Source organism: Caballeronia sp. M23-90, assembly GCF_053574605.1.
On the sequence record NZ_JBSIPA010001067.1, the window covers coordinates 1 to 255 of the forward strand.

The 255-nt window shown below is 61.6% G+C and carries 1 protein-coding gene; it reads left to right on the top strand.

Annotation, left to right across the window (positions count from 1 at the left end; all coding sequences use genetic code 11):
- The coding region (locus ACRXB1_RS37840) for a hypothetical protein (RefSeq protein WP_449494990.1) at nucleotides 1-255 on the top strand (255 nt) is incomplete at both ends.

Here is a 255-nt window from a genome sequence, read left to right on the forward strand (position 1 = left end):
GGTATTACCTGCAGATCCTGTTGAACCCGGGCTCGGGCGCGCATAACGTCCACATGCCGACCGACTGGCAATATGCATACGGGCTGCTCAACAACCTGTATCAGGCCAGTGGCAGACCGGAGCCGATCCGCAACTTCCTCTACGTGCTGAAGGGCGCGCAGGAAATGGATAACGGTGTGGGCGTGACCGATGTCCAACGCGGCTGGACCATTCGCGACAGCAGTCCGCTGGACGTCTGGAACGGCGGGCAGACCG